14 protein-coding genes and 1 tRNA gene are annotated in these 13,761 nt (G+C 62.2%); 11 read left to right on the top strand and 4 right to left on the bottom strand.

The window, feature by feature from the left end; genetic code table 11:
• The first annotated feature begins 29 nt into the window (after positions 1-29).
• Both HMPREF2996_RS02315 and HMPREF2996_RS02310 read left to right on the top strand, forming a co-directional pair.
• The gene (locus HMPREF2996_RS02315; protein ID WP_070729894.1) at positions 30-1,481 is read left to right on the top strand and encodes a hypothetical protein; all 1,452 of its coding nucleotides are present in this window, start codon (positions 30-32) and stop codon (positions 1,479-1,481) included.
• Positions 1,482-1,859: 378 nt separating this feature from the next.
• On the top strand, positions 1,860-3,245 hold the full coding sequence (locus HMPREF2996_RS02310) for a hypothetical protein (protein ID WP_246822972.1): 1,386 nt from the start codon (positions 1,860-1,862) through the stop codon (positions 3,243-3,245).
• Between the two features lie 78 nt (positions 3,246-3,323).
• Here HMPREF2996_RS02310 and HMPREF2996_RS02305 read toward each other — a convergent pair.
• Positions 3,324-3,400, bottom strand: a tRNA-Pro gene (locus tag HMPREF2996_RS02305).
• A gap of 81 nt (positions 3,401-3,481) precedes the next feature.
• Positions 3,482-4,387, bottom strand: coding sequence for a metallophosphoesterase (locus HMPREF2996_RS02300; protein WP_070444218.1), 906 nt, complete (start codon positions 4,385-4,387; stop codon positions 3,482-3,484).
• A gap of 42 nt (positions 4,388-4,429) precedes the next feature.
• Between HMPREF2996_RS02300 and HMPREF2996_RS02295 the strand changes: the two genes are divergently transcribed.
• Positions 4,430-4,894, top strand: a complete 465-nt coding sequence (locus HMPREF2996_RS02295) for a GatB/YqeY domain-containing protein (RefSeq protein WP_070729892.1) — start codon at positions 4,430-4,432, stop codon at positions 4,892-4,894.
• Between the two features lie 95 nt (positions 4,895-4,989).
• Here the strand turns inward: HMPREF2996_RS02295 and HMPREF2996_RS02290 are convergent, their stop codons facing one another.
• The gene (locus HMPREF2996_RS02290) at positions 4,990-7,434 is read right to left on the bottom strand and encodes a transglycosylase domain-containing protein (RefSeq protein ID WP_246822971.1); all 2,445 of its coding nucleotides are present in this window, start codon (positions 7,432-7,434) and stop codon (positions 4,990-4,992) included.
• Between the two features lie 214 nt (positions 7,435-7,648).
• Between HMPREF2996_RS02290 and HMPREF2996_RS02285 the strand changes: the two genes are divergently transcribed.
• From HMPREF2996_RS02285 to HMPREF2996_RS02275, 4 genes are read left to right on the top strand one after another with little or no spacing between them, the layout of a single operon-like run.
• Positions 7,649-7,948 carry a WhiB family transcriptional regulator gene (locus HMPREF2996_RS02285; RefSeq protein ID WP_070444216.1) on the top strand — a complete coding sequence of 100 codons (300 nt, stop codon included), beginning with the start codon at positions 7,649-7,651 and terminating at the stop codon, positions 7,946-7,948.
• 13 nt (positions 7,949-7,961) lie between these two features.
• The gene (locus HMPREF2996_RS12630) at positions 7,962-8,123 is read left to right on the top strand and encodes a Sp36 family protein (protein WP_010189965.1); all 162 of its coding nucleotides are present in this window, start codon (positions 7,962-7,964) and stop codon (positions 8,121-8,123) included.
• On the top strand, positions 8,123-8,581 hold the full coding sequence (locus HMPREF2996_RS02280) for a RidA family protein (protein ID WP_010189964.1): 459 nt from the start codon (positions 8,123-8,125) through the stop codon (positions 8,579-8,581). Before HMPREF2996_RS12630 ends, HMPREF2996_RS02280 begins: the two co-directional genes overlap by 1 nt.
• A gap of 18 nt (positions 8,582-8,599) precedes the next feature.
• On the top strand, positions 8,600-9,412 hold the full coding sequence (locus HMPREF2996_RS02275; RefSeq protein ID WP_070645401.1) for an MBL fold metallo-hydrolase: 813 nt from the start codon (positions 8,600-8,602) through the stop codon (positions 9,410-9,412).
• A 97-nt stretch (positions 9,413-9,509) separates the two neighbouring features.
• Here the strand turns inward: HMPREF2996_RS02275 and glxR are convergent, their stop codons facing one another.
• Complete coding sequence (glxR, locus tag HMPREF2996_RS02270) at positions 9,510-10,193, bottom strand: CRP-like cAMP-activated global transcriptional regulator GlxR (protein ID WP_010189962.1); 684 nt, start codon at positions 10,191-10,193, stop codon at positions 9,510-9,512.
• Between the two features lie 291 nt (positions 10,194-10,484).
• Here glxR and nth point away from each other — a divergent pair, with 291 nt between their 5' ends.
• The 4 genes from nth to HMPREF2996_RS02250 are packed head-to-tail and all read left to right on the top strand — an operon-like array spanning position 10,485 to position 13,622.
• Positions 10,485-11,144 carry an endonuclease III gene (gene nth / locus HMPREF2996_RS02265; protein WP_246821824.1) on the top strand — a complete coding sequence of 220 codons (660 nt, stop codon included), beginning with the start codon at positions 10,485-10,487 and terminating at the stop codon, positions 11,142-11,144.
• Between the two features lie 9 nt (positions 11,145-11,153).
• Entirely contained in the window at positions 11,154-11,723 is a 570-nt protein-coding gene (locus HMPREF2996_RS02260; RefSeq protein WP_070729887.1) for a TlpA family protein disulfide reductase, read from the top strand.
• Entirely contained in the window at positions 11,720-12,397 is a 678-nt protein-coding gene (locus HMPREF2996_RS02255; RefSeq protein ID WP_070645397.1) for an NUDIX hydrolase, read from the top strand. Before HMPREF2996_RS02260 ends, HMPREF2996_RS02255 begins: the two co-directional genes overlap by 4 nt.
• A gap of 37 nt (positions 12,398-12,434) precedes the next feature.
• Entirely contained in the window at positions 12,435-13,622 is a 1,188-nt protein-coding gene (locus tag HMPREF2996_RS02250; RefSeq protein WP_070729885.1) for a MarP family serine protease, read from the top strand.
• Positions 13,623-13,761: the final 139 nt, after the last annotated feature.

Here is a 13,761-nt window from a genome sequence, read left to right as displayed (position 1 = left end):
TGCGCAGCGTGAACGATAGTTTCTTTTACATGACCTCACGCCTCGCCAGCCCTGCAGATGCCAACCGGAAAATTGGCGCCCGCGCTCTTATCCTCACCCTCGTGCTCATCCTGCCGCTCATCATCGGCGCGGCCGTCGCCGCCGTATCCGAATGGCAACCAGCCGAGACCTGGTCCCAGGAACAGGTGGGTGCGCCCAGCGATGGCACCATCGATCCGGCTGAGCTTTACGACGTCGCCCGAGCCCTCTCCGAAGCCAATGCCCAGGCCGGCTTCCTGGCTAATGGCGCGCAGCAGCTTGCCGATGGCACCGGCGAGCTGCAGGATGGCGCCGGTGAGCTCGGCGGCGGAGTAGACAAGCTGGCTGGCGGCTCGCAAGAGCTTTATGACGGGCTTGTGCAGCTGCAGTCCGGCACCGCGCAGCTGGGCAACGGCGCTACTGAGCTGGCTAACGGCGTCGGCGGAGCCGTCGACCAAGTCATCGGTCTCGGGGTGGTTCGCGGACAGATCCTGCAGGCAATCGACGGCACCCTCAAAGACCTGGAAGGGAATAACTCGGCGGAGGCAAAGAACATCCGCGCGCAGCTCGGTGATCTGCGCAGCCAAGTGGAGAACTTCCAATTTGATCAGTCCATTCAGGACCAACTGACGCAGTTGAAGGATGGCTCGCGCGAGCTTTCCAACCAGTTGTCCGTGAGCGGCTATGCCTATCACGATGGTGTCTACCAAGCCACGGAGGGCGCACAACAGCTCAATGCTGGCATTGGTGAGCTCAATGCCAAGGTCGATGAGGCTCTTAAGGGCGTGGACAAGCTTGTGGAAGGAGCGGAAAAGGTCGACGGCATGGCCAAGCAGAATCAGACCAAGGTGCAGGGAGCGCAGCGTGCGATGCCGACCGTCGCCGGGCCCGCTGAGGCCGGTGCCGAGCCCGCTCAGCTGCTGAGCCCCATCGTCGCTATGCTCCTTGCGGCTATTGCGGTTCTGGGCGGGGGCGTTATCGGTGCTCTGCTCACGCGCGTCAACCGCCGTATCCTCGTGCTGCTCGGCGGAGCGGTGCTCATCGGTGTTGTCGTGGGCCTGCTCGTGGCTCTTTTGGCTACCGGCGTGACCGCGGCCGCAGTGGCCTGGGCGGGGCTTGCGGCGGCGGGGGCTGGGGTGGCGTCGGCAAGCATGGTGTTCGCGCTGGTGCGCTGGCTTGGTGCGGGCGGCTGGTTCCTGGGAAGTGTGCTTGCTGTCGCACAGGTCGGCGTCGTGGGATGGGCGTGGAAGGCGGCGTCGACCGGCACCGATCTCAACGCCGCGATGAGCGCGCTCGTGCACCTCTTCCCCATGCAATGGGCAACCTCTGCCATTACCGCGGCGGGCAATGGTGGGCAGTCCCCGCAGCTGTGGACAGCCCTGGCTATTTTGGGGGTGATCGCGGTCGCGGCCTTCGTGCTCGTAGGCGCACCCGCCGGGCGGGAAGGCAAAGAAAAGGCCTAGTTCACAGGTCTGCGGACGGCACATCGCATAAGTGTCAAGATACGTTACGTGCATTTCCAGATTTTGCTACCGCTGTGAATGAAAAGAGTGCTAGAGTGAGAGGCGCTCACAAAGCCTACTTAGGGGGTAGGCAAACGGTTTCTCCAATCCGTTGTGAGTGATAGGGAATAGGGGCGACGCGGCTGCTGTAGGGGCACCGCGTCGTTTCCAATTGTGGGGGTAAAGTTGGCGGAAACGACCGCTCCGGAATTGGAGGATCACCGTGACCGACTCCCGCGATATCAAACCTTTTGCTGCCAGCCGCGGCCCCAAAATAACCTCCGTTGGCGCGATTATTGGTACGGCCCTGGTGGGCGGGTTGCTGCTTGGGGGAATCGTGTGGGTACGAGCTTGGCGGTCTTCGATGAGCCGGAGCGCTCCGATTTTCTCATGCAGCCCGCGCAGCGTGAGGTGCAGGCCGACATCATGGACCCAGACGATGTGCTTTCCCCGGAGGAAGAAGAGCGCATGCTCGGCGATGTCTCCCGGATCGCCGCCCCCGACGTGGTCCAGGGGCTGCACTACATGGTCTTTGCCAAGAACAAAGAAAACGTCAACGACTCCGTGGAGGCGTACCTGCGCGATCATCACCCGGAGCTCATTGGCAAGGACAAGTTTGCCGATGGTCAGGTCTTCGTCGGCGTAGGCCTTGACCCGCGCCAGGCCTTCGTCTTCGCGGGTGAGGACGTGGCCGATCGGATGAAGCTGCGCAAGGGTGACAGCCATTTGGAGCAGTCCATTGAAGCCATTAAGCCGGGCGTGCGGGATGACAACATTCCCGCTGGTCTCTTTGCGGGTGCGGCGGCAGCGATCGATGTGGACCGTGCTGCGGATACCCAGTATGAGAGCGCGAAAAATGGGCGCATTGGGGCGGCCATTGGCCTGGGGGCGGCGGGACTGAGCGTTGGTGGCGCGGGCGCGGGCATCGTCGGCGGTGCTCGTCGCAGCCGGCAGAAGAAGGCGCAGCAGGCGCGCGAGGATTGGGACTACGTGTCGCAGACCTATACCGATGTGGCGCAGCGCCTGAGGGAGATCGATATCCGGGCGCACTCGCTGCAATCGGGGCTGGTAGATGAGCGCCTACGTGAGGACTGGGAGGGTCTGCGCGATGACTTCCTCGCTATCGACTCCCAAGTAGGCTCGCTGATGTCGATACCGGCTGACGCGCCGGATGACCAGTTCCGCTCGCATGCCGAACCCATCGCTCACGCGCGCGAACTGTGTGAGCGCGTGGAAACCGCCGAAGTCAACATTGAAAAGCTGCACCGAATCGAAGACGCTGATGCCGACGCCCGCCGCTTTGAGCTCTACGAGTTGGGTAAAGACCTGGCCCAGGCGGGTTACCTAGCGGCGGATATCGACTCGTCTCTGGAGCGTCACGCCAAGGAGCTGGAAGACGCCGCCGTGGCCTTGTCCAAGGAGCCAAACCACCCGCAGTTCATGGAGCGCTACTTGGAGCTCTTGGACCGCACGGCGTTGCTCTCGGAGCACCTGCAGGCGCAGCTGCAGAAGCGCAACGAGGCCGATGAGCGGCCGGAGCGCACGCGTATCTATGACTCCAGTTTCTTCGCCGGTTCCGGCTACCACGGCTACGTGCCCTTCTACGTTGTGAGCACCTGGGACAGCGATGCCACCACCGCCCGCGATAGCTCCTCCAGCAGCGGTGGCGTCAACAGCGGGTTTAGCTCGGGCTTTTCTGGTTCGGGTGGTTCTTCAAGTTTCTAGGCAGGGCAGGCGGCTCTGCCCGTCGGCGCCTGCTGCTCGGTGAAAACACAAAAGAACCCGCAGTTTCCTGCGGGTTTGTGGTCGGGATAACAGGATTTGAACCTGCGACCTCTTCGTCCCGAACGAAGCGCGCTACCAAGCTGCGCCATATCCCGGTGTCTCGCTCTAAGCGGTACCGGATTACTGTAACGCACCCCAGCCTGAAAGGACAAAACGGCAGCGTGGAGGGGGTATCCCTAGGCGGCCTTCTCGGTGATGTGCAGGAGAGTGGCCGACGGGCGGCAGAACACGCGGAAGGGAACGAACTTCGAGGTGCCCAGTCCGTTGGAGACGTGCATGTACATCTCTCCGAAACGGTGCAGGCCCTCCGCGCGAACGCGGTCGATGCCACAATTGGTCACGATGGAGCGCGAGCCCGCTACCTTGAAAGGCAGGCAGAGCTGGCCGCCGTGCGTGTGCCCGGACAGGGACAGCTGGTAGCCGTCGGCGGCGAATTTCTCCAGGACGCGGGGTTCCGGGGAATGCAGTAGTGCCAGGGAAAGGTCGGCGTCCTCGTTCGGCGCACCGGCAATCTCTGAGTAGTCATCCAAGTCGTGGTGTGGGTCATCCACGCCGGCGGCAGCGAGGCGGACGTCGCCGACCTTGAACTCTACGCGGGCCTGGTTGGCGTCGTGCCAGCCGTGCTCGAGGAAGGCCGCGCGCATGCCCTTCCAGGGCAGGTTCACGTAGGAAGGTTCGTTCTTCTTCCCAACCAGGTAGTTGAAGGGATTCGGGATGCGCGGCGCCCAGTAGTCGTTGGTGCCAAAACAGAACATGCCCGGACGGCTCAGCAACGGGCCCAGGGCGCGGAGTACCTCGGGGACGGCGCGCTCGTCGGAGAGATTGTCACCGGTGTTGATCACCAAGTGCGGGTCAAGGGCATCAAGCCCCGAGACCCACTCGATTTTGGTGCGTTGGCCCGGAATCATGTGGAGGTCGGACACGTGCAGGATACGAAACTCGGACTCCTCGCGCAGCGTACCGGGCTCCAGTAGCGGCAGGGTGTACTCCTTGAGCTCGAACTTGGTGAGCTCTGAATGCGCCCATGCGGCAGTGCCCAGACCAGCGGCGGCGAGTCCGCCAAGGACAGGGTAAATCTTCACCCTCACCACACTACCTGGGCCGGCAGGCGTAGATTGAAGGGCATGAGTGAGTTGAAAGAAACTATCCGTGCTGACCTCAAGACCTCGATGAAGGCCAAGGACAAGGCCCGTACGAGCGCCATCCGTTCTCTGCTGTCTGCCATCCAGGCGGAGGAAACGACTGGTTCTCGCCATGAGATTACCGATGAGGACATCCTCAAGGTCATCGCTCGTGAGATTAAGAAGCGCCGCGAATCCGCAGAGGTCTATGCAGAAAATGGCCGCCCGGAGCTGGCGGAGGAAGAGCTTGCTGACGTCCCCTTCTTCGAGGCTTACCAACCAGAGCAGCTTGACGACGACTCCCTGAACACCCTCGTCGCTGAATCTATCGCCGAGGTTGAGAAGGATTCCGGCGAGACGGTGACCATCAAGCAGATGGGCAACGTCATGAAGGTGGCCACCGCTAAGGCCGCTGGCCGTGCCGACGGCAAGCGCCTGTCCACCGCGGTCAAGGCCGCCCTTAACTAGAACCCGCCTTCTCGCGCGCTAGTGTTCCCGCCCTAGCGCGCCCGCTCTAGTCCGTTCTACGCTTTAGCTCGATATTCACGCTTTAGCGCTCGGCGCTAGAGCCCGAAGAAGCTCCGCACGTCATTCGTGAAGCGGTCGACGTCTTCTTGGCTGAATAACGGCTCAGACTGCGAGGGCTGGCCGCCACCAGCGCCGCCGCCGTCACCGCTTGGGGCAGGGGGTGCGCCGTAGGTGGAGTCCCAAGCTGCTTGGTCCGAGTTCGCGGAAGAGGAGTCGCTTGCGGAGCCGTCGGAAAGCTGGAGCGTGACCTCCGAACCCTTCTTCGCGCCGGATGGGCCGGTGATGACGCGAACCACCTTGCCGTAGCCCACACTGGGTGCGGGAACCTCGGTGGTTTTCACTACGAAGCCGGCCTTCTCCAGAGCGGACCGGGCTTGGCTTTCGGACTTGCCCTTCAGGCCGTCGATAAGCGGCGATACCGTACCGGAGTCATAGGCGCGGTCATAGTCCGGCACCGTGCCCTTCTGTGCCGCGGGAACGCGCGCGGCCATCGTGTAGAAGGTTGCCGCCGGCTCCTTGCCGCCAAAGAGGTTGCCGCTGGCGCACTGTCGCACGGGGCCGGTGCACAGCGGGCTCGTGGTGGTCCCGTCATTGTAGATATACGGTGCGGCAGCGACGGCCGAGTTGAAGCCCAAGAAAGCCGAGGACTGGTTGGACTCCGTGGTACCGGTCTTGGCGGCGGCCTGACCGCTGAAGCCGGCAGCGCGTGCCGAGTCGGCAGCGGTGCCCTTTTCGGTATCGGCCGTCATGTTGTTTTCCAGGGCCTTGGCTACTTCCTTGCCCACTGCGCGCTCGCACGGCGTGTGTTTGAGGTAGACCTCGTTGCCGTGGGAGTCCGTGACTTCCTCGATGGGGTTCGGCTCGCACCACATGCCTTGCGAGGCCACCGTCGCACCCACATTGGACAGCTCCAGCGCGTTCACTGCTGTGGGGCCGAGTGTGAAGGAACCCAGGTTGGATTCCTTGATGTGGTTGGCGATGGAAGTCTCGCCGTCGTAGCTGCCGGGTTCCTCATAAGAACGCAGGCCGAGCTTGACGGCGATGTCGACCAAGCGCTCGACGCCCAGTTGCTCGGTGAGCTGGATGAAAGGGGTATTGGGGGAGTAGGCCAGCGTGTCCTGCATAGTCATCGTGGGGGCATAGCTGCCGGCGTTTTCCACGCAGTACTTGTTGGGCGGGCAGTTAGCAGCGCCGCCGTATCCTAGCCCTTCCGCCTCGTAGCGCTTAGGCACAGCCAGCTTGTCCTTAATGCCGTAGCCTGCCTCCAAGGCGGCCGCGGCAGTAAAGAGCTTGAACACCGAACCGGCACCGTTGCCCACTAGCGAATTCGGCTGGGGGAGGAGGGTTTCGTTGTTGTTGAGGTCGAGCCCGTAGGTGCGCGACGAGACCATGGCCAGCACCTTGCGGGTACTGGTGCCGGGCTGGATGACGTTCATGACCTCCGCCACGCCTTCCGCATCCGGGGCGGTATGGCTGCGCACCGCGTTGAGCGCCTGGTCCTGGACATCGGGGTCAAGCGTGGTCTTGATGGTCAGGCCACCGCGTGTCAGGTGCTCGCGGTCGATGCCTTTTTCGTCGAGGTATTCCAGCACGTAGTCGCAGAAGAAACCGCGATCGCCCGCGCCGATGCAGCCATTGGCCAGGGTAGCGGGGCTATCCAATACACCCAGGGGTTCCTGGGCAAAGGAATCGGCGTCCTCCTGGGAGAGGGAGCCGGTGTCGGCCATGGCCTGGAGCACCATGTTGCGGCGTTCTATGACGCCTTCCTCATTGGTGTAAGGGTTGAGATACTCCGAGGACTGCACCATGCCGGCGAGCATCGCTGCCTGCGGCACCGTGAGGTTCTCGGCACTGGTACCAAAGTAGGTGCGGGCCGCAGCCTCAACGCCATAGGCGTGGTTGCCAAAGGGCACGAGGTTGAGGTAATTAGCCAGAATCTCATCCTTGGACAGCTTGGCGTCGATATCCGTGGCCATGCGCATCTCGCGTAGCTTGCGGGCTACGGACTGTTCCGTCGCGGCCTGGCGTTCCTCGTCGGTCGTTGCATTGACCAAGAGGAGATAGTTCTTTACATACTGCTGGTCCAGCGTCGATGCACCCTGGGAGACGCCGCCTGCGGACAAATTGGTCCACAAAGCGCGCAGATTGCCCTGCAGATCGACGCCTTCATGCTCATAGAAACGGCGGTCCTCGATGGCCACGACCGCTTGCTTCATGGCATCCGAGATTTCATCCGGCTGCACCGGATGGCGGCGTTGCTCGTAGATATAGGCAAGGGTGTTGCCCTTGGCATCCAAGATGGTGCTCACACCAGGGGCCTCGCCGTTGGTGAGATCCTGGATGTCCGATTGCATCGTGTCGTTCGTCCTGGCCACGGCAACGCCACTAACGCCGGCGACGGGGGCGATGGCCAGCGCGATGAGGACGCCGACCAGTGCTGTGGACAGGACGAGCTTTCCCAGGGATTTGATCACAGTCACCCTCCACACACTAGTGGTTCAGGTGCAGATCCGGGAGACCCCCCTAAAGTGTGACCTGTTAGACAGGGATACCGGTCTGTGAATAGACTTACCAATGGTACATAATATTCCGTCGAGTAGAGGGTTATTCACGATCTTCAGCTTCGACGGGGGTGAGCTTGGAAGGAGTTACCTAGCCGTGACAGTCAGTGTCAAAGGTGCAGGACGGTCCACAATGCTAAAGAATGCCTCGCTAACTTCTGAGCGTGGTGAGTGGGTTACCCAAGCTAAGTGCCGCAACGGTGACCCCGATGCACTGTTCGTGCGAGGTGCTGAGCAGCGAAAAGCTGCGGTGATTTGCCGCCACTGCCCGGTGCTCAATGAGTGCCGCGCGGATGCTCTGGATAACCGCGTGGAGTTTGGCGTGTGGGGCGGCCTTACGGAGCGCCAGCGCCGCGCGCTTCTGCGCAAGAACCCGCACATCACTAGCTGGGCTCACTACCTTGCTGAGGGTGGCGAACTCATCGGTATTTAGTAGCATTGATTCCATGACTAAATGGGAATATGCCACCGCGCCGGTTCTTACACACGCGACGAAACAAATCCTCGATTCCTGGGGTGAGGACGGCTGGGAGCTCGTCACCATCACCCCGGGCATGAACCCGGAGAACGTTGTCGCCTATTTCAAGCGCCCTTTGGAGGAATCCTAATGGGTGCGCTTGCCCGCCTTGAAGAGCTCGGCGTCGAGCTGCCTTCCGTCGCTGTTCCTCTCGCGTCCTACATCCCGGCTACCCAGGTGGGTAACCAGGTCTGGACATCTGGCCAGCTGCCCGTTGTGGGCGGAGAATTGCCTGCCGCCGGCAAGGTCGGCGCAGAGGTAAGCCTCGACAAGGCGCAGGAATTGGCGCGCACGGCGGCGCTGAACGCATTGGCTGCAATCGATGGCCTCGTGGGGCTTGACCGCATTACCCGCGTGATAAAGGTAGTCGGTTTCGTAGCTTCGGATCCCTCTTTCACGGATCAGGCCGCAGTTATCAACGGTGCCTCGGATTTCCTCGGTGAGGTCTTCGGGGACGCTGGAATCCACGCGCGTTCTGCGGTGGGGGTAGCGGTCTTGCCGAAGGATTCCCCCGTTGAGATTGAAATCATCGTAGAAATCGCTGAGTAATCGGATAGGGTTAGAACCATGGAGCATCCTGCATATAGCCAACTGCGTCCCGTGAGCCAGTCCGTCGGTGTCGTGCTGTGTGATAACCCCAGCTACACCGCCTTGGAGGGCACTAATACGTGGATCATCCGCGCCGGAGAAGATTCCCGCGCCATTGTGGTCGATCCGGGCCCGGAGGATGAAGGTCACCTCAACGTTGTGACCGCGAAAGCGGGCGAGGTGGCGTTGATTCTTCTTACCCACCGCCACGATGATCACGCATCGGGCGCCCAGCGTCTGCGCCAGCTCACCGGCGCCCCCATCCGCTCTTTCGATCCGAATTACTGCAACGGAGGGGACGCGCTTGTCGACGGTGAAGTGATCACCGTCGACGGCATCACCCCTCAGCTTGAGGTGGTCCATACCCCGGGCCATACCGCAGATTCGACCTGCTTCTTCGTGTGGTCGGCGGAAGCGAAGAACTCCATGCTGGAGGGCATTCTGACCGGCGATACCATCGCAGGCCGCCACACCGTGCTGCTGTCTGAGACCGATGGTGATTTGGGCGCCTACCTGAAGACATTGGATCTTCTCGAAGAGCGTGGCAAGGATGTAGCGCTTTTCCCAGGGCACGGCCCGGACTTGGAGGACACCTCCGCGGTTGCCCGTAAGTACATTGACCGCCGTCACCACCGCCTGGACCAGATTAAGGAGGTCCGCGGGCGCCTTGGTGAGGATGTCGACGTCAAGACGCTCGTCGATGAGATGTATGACGACGTCGACCCGGTCCTTCGCCACGCCGCCGAGCAATCCACGCGCACTGCGCTGAAGTACCTCGCGGCTCAGAAGTAAAACACCGCATAGGAAAATCCCCCGAGAAATTCTCGGGGGATTTTGCATTGGGCCAAAGCCGCCCGGAGGCAGCATATGCAGGTTCGGCCTTGAAGACCTAGCGCGCGCGGCGGGCCAAGTGCTCGGTGTCAACGATGAGCACCGACTTGCCCTCCAAGCGGATCCACCCGCGGTGAGCGAAGGTGGCCAGCGCCTTGTTCACGGTCTCGCGGGAAGCTCCGACGAGCTGGGCGATCTCTTCCTGGGTGAGGTCGTGGTTCACGCGGAGCGCGCCACCCTCCTGTACACCGAAGCGGTTCGCCAGCTGCAGCAGGGTCTTAGCCACGCGGCCTGGAACGTCGGTGAAGATGAGGTCCGCCAGGTTGGCGTTGGTGCGGCGCAGGCGGCGGGCCAGCACGCGCAGCAGCTGCTGGGCAATCGCCGGGTGATCGGCTACCCACTGCTTGAGCATCTCAGAGTTCATCGTGGCGGCGGTAACCTCGGTGACGCACACGGCGGAAGAGGTGCGCGGGCCCGGATCGAAGATGGAGAGCTCGCCGAACATGTCGGACGGGCCCATCACGGTCAGCAGGTTCTCGCGGCCGTCCGGGGCGTGGCGGGCGAGCTTAATCTTGCCCGAGGTAATGATGTAGAGGCGGTCTCCCGGCTCACCTTCCTCAAAAATGGTGGTGCCGCGCGGGAAACGGACGGTTTCCATCTGCTCAATAAGGTTCTGTACTGCTACCGGATCGACGCCCTGGAAAATACCAGCGCGGGAGAGGATATCCTGTACGCCTTCCACTGTTACTCCTTAAAGCCTGCGCAGCCCGGAATACACTGGGACACAAGCTGGTTTGGTTTATGTTGACGCACCTAGACTCCAGTGCGCCACGAGGCACTGCACAACATCATACAGTGTAATTAGTCACTATTTCCACCAACGTGAAAAATAATCACACGCCGTGGTTAATCCTCGAAGGCCGTCGCTTCTAGCTTCTCCATGAGAATGGCAAAGAGCGCGAGGCACAGCGGCACGAAGAGGACGAGTGAAATCATGCTTCCCATTCTAACCGCCGTCACTAGAGTTACTTCTATGTCCCCTGACCTTTCCACACCGCATGACGACGATACCGAGGCAGCGCGCATTGTCCATATTCGTACAGCCCTCGCGGAGGAATACCCCGACGCCGACTGTGAGTTGGATTTCACCTCTGCGTTGGAGCTGCTCGTAGCGACGGTTCTCTCCGCTCAGTGCACGGATGCCCGTGTCAATCAGGTCACCCCGGAGCTTTTCGCTGCCTATCCCTCCGCACCGGATTATGCAGCCGCGGATCGCTCCGATCTCGAGCGCATTCTCCGCCCACTCGGCTTTCAGCGCGCGAAGGCCGGCCACTTGCTGGGCATCGGGGAGAAGCTTGTTGCGGATTTCGACGGGCAGGTGCCCCAAGGGATCGACGAGCTCACCTCCCTGCCAGGAGTTGGCCGCAAAACCGCACTGGTGGTGCGCGGAAATGCCTTTGGGCTACCGGGGATCACGGTGGACACCCACGTCACGCGCTTAAGCCAGCGGCTCGGTCTGACTGGGGCAAAGACGCCGCGGGCGATTGAGAGGGACGTCGCCAAGCGCGTGCCCGAAGAGGAGCAAACAGTGTTTTCACACCGTCTCATCCTCCACGGGCGGCGCGTGTGCACCGCCCGGAAGCCGAAGTGCGCGGCCTGCGTCCTTGCGCCATGGTGCCCGTCGCGGGGTTAAGGTGGAGCAATGAGCCAATATTCTCGGTGGCCTGGATACGTGAAGGCGAGCATCGTTGCCATTGCTGCTCTGGCAGCACTCGCATTCGTCGGCGTGGTGAATCTCCTTGAGGATGATGAGCCGGAAGTCCCTGTCCCCGAGGTACAGGAGCAAGAGGTAGCCAAGCGTCCCAAGTGCCCCGAAGGGCCGATCGCTGGTGTGGACCTTCCCTGCCTGGGCGCGGCCGGTACAGCGGCGGCCAAAGACGTCCAGATCGTCACGGTGTGGGCATGGTGGTGTGAACCGTGCCGCACGGAGCTGCCCTTCTTCGAAGACCTTGCGCGCTCGCACTCCACGTGGAATGTCGTCGGCGTGCATGCGGACGCCAACGCCGCCAACGGTGCGGCGCTTTTGAGCGATCTGCAGGTCGATATTCCCAGCTACCAGGACGAGGATGGGACCTTTGCTGGCGAGCTCGGGCTGCCGGGCGTCATCCCCATCACCCTCGTGGTGCGCGATGGCAAGGTGGAAGAGAAGTTCATTAAACCCTTTACCTCCGCCAAAGAATTGGAGGAGGCCGTCGAGGAGGTTCTTAAATGAGCCGACTGTTTCCTGCGCACGCCCCTGAGTGGCTGCACCCCGCGCTCGGGGTTGATGCCGGCAAGGTACAAGAGCACCTCATCCGTCACCTCCCGGCCGCTCGGCGCCGCCGCGAATCGGCTGTGTTGGTGCTGCTGAAGGGCACGAGCTTTGAGGATGGCGAGGTGCTGCTCACGCACCGTTCGCCCTCGATGCGCTCGCACTCCGGCCAGATTGCATTTCCTGGTGGGCGCAAGGATGAAGAGGACACTTCGCTTGTCGACGCCGCCCTGCGCGAAGCCGAAGAAGAAACCGGCCTCGACCGCTCCACCGTTACCCCTCTTGAACAGTGGGGCAAGCTAGATATCCCGGCGACCGGCAACACCGTGAGCCCCGTCTTGGCGTACTGGCATAAACCGGGCACCGTGTGGCCGGCGAGTCCGGAAGAAACCGACGACGTCTTTACCGTCCCGCTGCGGGAGCTGGTGGATCCTGCCAACCGCCTGATGGTGGGCTTTAGCCGGTGGAAGGGGCCGGCGTTTCGGACACGCGGATACCTGGTGTGGGGATTTACTGCGGGAGTGCTATCCGGGCTCATGGACCACGCGGGCTGGAGCGTGGAATGGGATAAGAATCTGGTTCATGATCTGCGTGACTCACTCGATCGCTCTTCGAATAATGAGAAGATAGGCTAGTTCTGCTCCTTTCAGCCCTTAAGAAAGTATCCCCTCTGTGTCCTTAGTCGTTGACGTTCTGATCGTGATTGCCGTGCTCCTCGCCGTGCGCGTGGGCTGGCGGCAGGGGGCTTTGGCAGCGGTCCTCGCGGCGGTGGGAATCATCGCGGGACTGGTGCTGGGAACCGTTCTGGCCCCGCTGGCGATGGGCTTGACTGACCAGGCGGCCGTGCGCTTCTTGCTGGCCGTCGGCGTGCTCATTTTGCTGGTGGGGCTGGGGCAGCTGGTGGGGACGTCGCTTGGCATGGCGCTGCGGGACCGCATGCGAACGCGGTCGGGGCAGCGCGTGGATTCGTCGATTGGCGCGGTGTTCCAAGCTGCGGCGGCCATCGTGGTGATTTGGTTGGTGTCCTTGCCCCTGGCCTCCAATTTGGGAGGCCAGCCGGGGCAGGCGCTGCGTGAATCGCGCGTGCTGAGCTCGCTCAATGCGGTGGCGCCTTCGCGCCTGGCGGCGTTGCCGAATGGCTTGGCTGCGCTCCTCAACGAGTCCGGGCTGCCGCCGTTGGTCTCGCCCTGGGAGCGTTCCGGCTCGGGCGTTGAGGTGGATGTGCCCGCGGTACATATTGGGGATCCTGAGCTCGCGGAACGCGTGCGGCCATCCGTTATCCACGTGCTGGGTGATGCCGAGGCGTGCTCGCGCCGCCTGATGGGCTCGGGCTTCGTTACGGAACCGGACTACGTCATCACGAACGCCCATGTTGTGGCGGGTACGGATAAGGTGCGTCTTGATACCGTGCTCGGGCTCAAGGAAGCGGATGTGGTTTACTACAACTCGGATGTGGACATTGCGGTGTTGCATAGCCCGGGCTTGGACCTACAGCCGTTGCCGTGGGCGGAGCACGCGGCTGTGACGGGGGACGATGCCATCGTCTTGGGCTTCCCGCAGTCGGGTCCCTTTACTGCAGAACCGGCGCGCGTGCGCGACCGCCTTACCATCGCTGGGCCGGATATCTACTCCACGGGCCGCGTGGAGCGCGATGCCTACACGGTGCGCGGCAGCATCCGGCAGGGCAATTCCGGCGGCCCGATGATCACCCCGGAGGGCCAGGTGCTCGGCGTGGTGTTTGGTGCCTCTGTGGAGGATTCCGATACGGGCTATGCGCTCACTGCGGACGAGGTGCGCGGCCACGTGGGTGACGTCACGCAGCTTGTCGACGCCATCCCAACCGGCTCCTGCGTCGGCTAGTTCTCGCGTGCGCTTTTCTTCCCCTTGGTCGGCATTAACCCCACCTGTGAGACACTTTCTTCCCGCCCCCTTCTAAGCAGGAATTATGTTCCTCCGGTTGCGGGGTGGCTAGTGCTGTTTTAGTCTCTGTGCTCATGGG

The sequence above is a fragment of the Corynebacterium sp. HMSC066C02 genome (assembly GCF_001814945.1).
GTDB classification, from domain to species: Bacteria; Actinomycetota; Actinomycetes; order Mycobacteriales; family Mycobacteriaceae; genus Corynebacterium; species Corynebacterium aurimucosum.
This window is presented reverse-complemented; position numbering and strand designations above follow the sequence as displayed.